General features: G+C 57.3%; 2 protein-coding genes. Both read right to left on the reverse strand.

The genetic code is table 11. The features are described from left to right. Nucleotides 1–2,503 precede the first annotated feature (2,503 nt). Nucleotides 2,504–2,638 (reverse strand): hypothetical protein, encoded by a 135-nt coding sequence (locus P4L78_RS01315; protein ID WP_309326460.1) that lies wholly within the window; start codon nt 2,636–2,638, stop codon nt 2,504–2,506. A gap of 1,398 nt (nt 2,639–4,036) precedes the next feature. After that, nucleotides 4,037–4,273: a hypothetical protein gene (locus P4L78_RS01320; protein ID WP_309326462.1), complete on the reverse strand. Its 237-nt coding sequence runs from the start codon at nt 4,271–4,273 to the stop codon at nt 4,037–4,039. Nucleotides 4,274–5,454 lie beyond the last annotated feature (1,181 nt).

Genomic DNA, 5,454 nt, shown 5'->3' on the forward strand with positions numbered 1-5,454 from the left:
CCAAAACCCCAAAACCCCAAAACCCCAAAACCCCAAAACCCCGAGGCAGAGGAGAAAGCGAAAATAGCGCCGACCCCGCGGCTGCGAAGATATACTCTACAATAAAGGGAGTGCGATATAATTTCAATGCGAAAAGCTAATATCAATTTGTTATATTAATGATCATGCTGTGTGGCTACCATGGCTGCCACGCCACTATATATAGGATTAAACGTGCTAGTATTGGAACAGTACTAATATTTTCTGGGAGGATTATTCCTAGATCTGAATTTCACAATATGACGCAATCTTTGATCTACATATATTGGGATTATCCATAAATAACATCAAAGATGGGAAATATTTTCCTTCTGTTCCTCACAATATATTTGATGCTGATGACCACTACATACACGGCGTGCTCGAGTGGTCGGTCGTCAGGATCGCATGGGGTTAGCGGCAGTTGTGACGCAAACGGCTGCTGCAAGTGCAAGGCTGATTACTACTCGAACGCGGGGACGGACCACAAATGTGCCTCGTGTTCTGGCATGCCCAAGGGCAGCGGCACCTGCGACTGCGACGTCGGCCATTACTTCGACTCCAACGGAAACTGCTATTGGTGCCCTGACGGTTACACGTCGGCAGCATCGACCAGCGGCGCAAAAGTAACAGTCTGCACCATCTGTCCCGCCGGCACCACGACCCCAGCCGATAGCGGCTACTGCGTCTGCCCTGCCGGCAGCTACTTCATGACCCCCGGATTCTGCATCCACTGTCCTGACGGGTCTAGCGCTTCCTCGTCGACATCAGCCAGCCCAATAAACACGTGTTCTCACTGTAGCCAGGGGAAACAGTCGAACTCTGACACAGGTTATCTCTGCGTGGATTGCACTGGCGGCAAGTATAATGACGGCACCTTGGGCCAGGCTGCCTGCTACAACTGCCCCTCAGGCACTACAGCTTCTAAGTCTGTCGGCAGCACTTATTGTACATGCCCGCAGGGAAGCTACTTCTCCGGCGGGGTGTGCACCGAGTGTCCAGATGGAGAGTCGGCCACGTCCTCTACTACGTTGAGTCGTACTACCTTTTGCACGAACTGCGACGCTGGGACCTATTCCAACTCGGCCACCTCCCACAACTGCAATGCCTGCCCCAGCGGAACAACATCGTCTATTGGCAGCACGTACTGCAACTGTGTCGCTGGAAAGTACATCACCGGCGGGGCCTGCGTAGATTGCGCGGATGGGAAAACCTCTTCACTCACCGTGTATTACTCCAGCTCAGCCACCAGCCTATGCTCCACCTGCAACCCCGGCTACTTCTCCAATTCCGGAACCGGACACCTCTGCTCCGCCTGCAATCAAGGCACCTACAGCGCTACCTCAGGCATGAGCATATGCACAACCTGTCCTACAGGCACATCTAACACCGGAATCGAGAATACGTACTGCACTTGTCCTAAGAGCTCTTACTTCCACCTCACCGGGGCCGTCTACACCTGCATCTCCTGTCCTGACGATTCAACAACAGCAACATCCTCGACCACCACCGACAAGATAACAGCGTGCTCGAGCTGTTTCAAGGGCACATACTCCTCCTCTGCCACCGGCCACAAGTGCGTCCCCTGCGATCCCAACACTTACAACAACGACGTGGGACAAAGCGTGTGCGCCCCCTGTCCAGCCGGCACCTCCTCCGGCTCTGGCGCCACATACTGCGTGTGCCCCCAGGGGAGCCGCTTCCTCTCCGGAACCTGCCAGGCCTGTCCTGACGGGACGAGCTCCGTGGCCTCGGACACCGACAACAAGGTGACCATCTGCACAAACTGCGCTCTCGGCACGGAGTCAAAGGCCTCCAATAACCACGTCTGCACTCCCTGCGCCGCTGGGTCCTACAGCAACGCCACCACCGGCCAGGGTGCCTGCGTCTCATGCCCCACCGGCAGCGTCGCTAGCTCCACAGGAAGCACCTACTGCACATGTGCCGCCGGCTATTACTTCACAGCCACCGCATGCATACCGTGCCCAGACGGGTCGGATTCGGTCAGCTCGACCACCACCAACCCGGTGACCGTGTGTTCCGCCTGCACCCCCGGATACCAGGCCAACTCCGGCACCGGCTACATTTGCACGCGCTGTCCCACGGGGACGTACAACACTGCAACGCTGGGAGTGGCGACTTGTCGGACGTGTCCTACAGGCACAACAAACAGCGGAACCGGGATGACGTATTGCACCTGTGCGGCCGGGAAACGTTTCCTCATCGGCATATGTGTGGTCTGCACGGATGGCTACACCTCGACCGAGTCGACCACCCTCAGTCCGCTCACCAGCTGCACCGCATGCAGTCAGGGCTACAAGTCGAATGCCGTCACCTCCCATCTCTGTGTCATCTGCAACGCGGATAACTATTACAGCGACTCAGCAACCAGCCAGGGCGACTGTTATGCCTGCCCAGCGGGAAGCACAAGAACAGGCCTTGTGGCACACACATACTGCACCTGCGCAGAGGGGTACTATTTCCATCAGATCTCTACGGTCTGGTCGTGTGTCGCCTGTCCCGACGGGTTTTTCTCGGCCGAATCGACTACCGCCAGCAAGGTGATTGCATGCACCGCCTGCAGTGTGGGCAAACAATCAAACTCTGCCAACAACCACAAGTGCACTCCTTGTCCCGTTGGCACTTACAGCGACACGGTCACCGGTCAGGCTGCCTGTTATACCTGTCCGGGAGCCTCGACGAGCTCGGTGGTCGGGTCCTCGTCCTGCATATGTAAAGCGGGATACTATTTCGACGCAACGAACGTGTGTGTGGCCTGTCCGAGCGGGACAAGCTCTGTCTCTTCCACCACTGACAACAAGGTGTTAGTGTGCACGCCGTGTGATGCGGGGTACAAGTCTAACTCGGACAGCGACAGCAATCATCTGTGTGTGCCGTGTGCAATCGGCTTGTACAACAACGCGACGACCACCCAGCAGAACTGCTATGCCTGTCCCGCGAACTATTACACCAACTCTGTCGGGTCCGCTGCGTGCACCGCCTGTCCCACTCACACCTCTACTAACTCGTATACCGGAAGATCATATTGCTTGTCTGAACCCGGATTCTACTACTCTGGGGGCGTGTGGACAGGCTGCCCGGGCGGCCAGTCTTGTGCCAGTTCTAACACCATGACTCCACTTACGAGCTGCACAACCTGTGATATTGGAAGATATTCGAACTCAACCACTTTACACATATGCACCTGCTGTCCGAAGAACACCTATAATAACGCGAGCGTGGGACAGGCCACGTGCTTCAGTTGTCCAACGGGTTCTTACAACTACGGCACGTGTTACAGTCGTTGCTACTGCGACCTCGGGTACCACTTCACCCTCTCTGGAGCCAGCATCGTCTCCTGCGACGCCTGTGCAGACGGGACGATGACGACCTCTTTCTCAGACACATACTCGCCTACGACCGTCTGCGTTCCGTGCAGTATCGGTACTGAATCCAATGCAGGCACCGGTCACTACTGTAGCAGCTGTGATGTCAACTATTACAACAACGCGACTCTGGGCCAGACCAAGTGCTACGCATGTCCGCTGGGCACGACGACCTCCACCTGGGGGAGCACCTACTGCGTCTGTGTAATGGGCAGCTATTTCTCATCCGGACAATGCATCAAGTGTGTCGACGGGACCACCACCACGGCCAATTCAACCACTGATGCTCCAGCCATGTACTGTTCCCCCTGTGCTGTGGGAATGACCTCGAACGACACCACTAAGCACCAGTGCATCGACTGTACCACCGGCTACTACAATGACGCAGTCACCGGACAGGCGGCGTGCTACCAGTGTCCGTCGGGGACAACGAGTTCTGCGGACCATAGCTACTGCACCTGCCCTGCGGGCCACTACTTTGACACGTCCGGGAACTGTGTGGCCTGCGAGAATGGGAAGAGCTCAGCGGCTTCTACAACGAGTAGCAAGGTCACATCGTGCGACTGGTGCGATGTGGGCCACACCTCGGATCTCTCCACACAACACCTCTGCCAGCCGTGCGCGCCCAACACTTATAACGACGCGACCACAGGAGTTGCCAGCTGCCTCTCGTGCCCGGGGCTCTCGACCAGCGTTTCGGGCGCTACGTACTGCACCTGTGCCTCCGGAAGGCGCTTTATCCTAATTTTGTTCTTCACCAGTTCCTGCGTGGACTGCACAGACGGCACGACCTCAGCCAGTTCGACCACGGCCAGCCCCATAAACACGTGCACGTCGTGTCTGGCGGGATACAAGTCCAACACGGTCACAAGCCACCAGTGTGTCCAATGCACCGGCGCAAACACCTACAGCGACCTCGTTGTGGGCCTCAACGATTGCCACGCCTGCCCAACCGGCTCGTACAACACCGCCGGCGGGGCCTCCTGCATCTGTCAGGCTGGCCGGTACCAGTCCGGAACCGCGACTACGAATTGCGTTAAGTGCTCTCCCGGCACGTACCAGGACCAGCAGGGGCAGACATCGTGCAAGAACTGTCCGGCAGGAAAGTACCAGGGGGCCTATGGACAGGTCAGCTGCCAGCTCTGCAGTTCTGGGTCGTATCAAGGCGACGAGGGGAAGACTGGCTGCATCAGCTGTCCCATTGGGAAATACCAGTCGAGCAATGGACAAGCAAGCTGTATCGACTGCCCTCTCGGTTTATACCAGAACACTCTGGGCCAGCCTTCCTGCAATGCCTGCGTCCCGGGAACCTACCAGGACCAGCTGGGACAAAGCAACTGCAAGGATTGCCCGGTCGGCACCTCCCAACCCGATATCATGCAGGCCTCCTGCGTCAGCTGTGCCGCCGGCTACTACCAGGCCCTTAAGGCTCAAACCCGCTGCACTCTCTGCGCGATAAACACCTACCAGAACCAGGTCGGCCAGTCAGCCTGCATCCCTTGCCCACCGTATATGTACCAGCCCTATACTGGCAGCACCAGCTGCATCGCCTGTCCTGTTGGCCAGTATCTCAGCCCGAGCAAGGGCGGGTGCCTGGCCTGCCACAAGCTCTGCAGCATCTGCGTCGGGCCAACAAACTACGAGTGTCAGGTCTGCAACCCGAGCGTGAGTCACCTCATGGATGTGACTGACCAATCGTGCGAGTGCACTGAGGGATACTATTACGAGTCAACTGCGGTCTCTGTGTCGACATACTGCAAGGCCTGCGACCCGTTCTGTGCGAGGTGCAACCATACCGCCACGACTTGCTCCGAGTGCATCGACAACCCCGGGGTTCAGATGGTTGGGAGCAGCAGTTGCAGTTGCGTCACGCCTGGCTACTTTGTCTACTACAACACGACGATCGGCCAAAATCAGTGCGTCCGCTGCCATTCCCTCTGTCTGAAATGCACCGGTCCTCTTCAGACTCAATGCAGTTCGTGTGACGGAGGTAGAGGGGCAGTGTTCGCGGCCCCGGCAACGTGCCAGTGCAAGTCGGGCTTCTACTTCG

This window comes from Silvimonas sp., assembly GCF_031291215.1.
GTDB lineage: Bacteria > Pseudomonadota > Gammaproteobacteria > Burkholderiales > Chitinibacteraceae > Silvimonas > Silvimonas soli.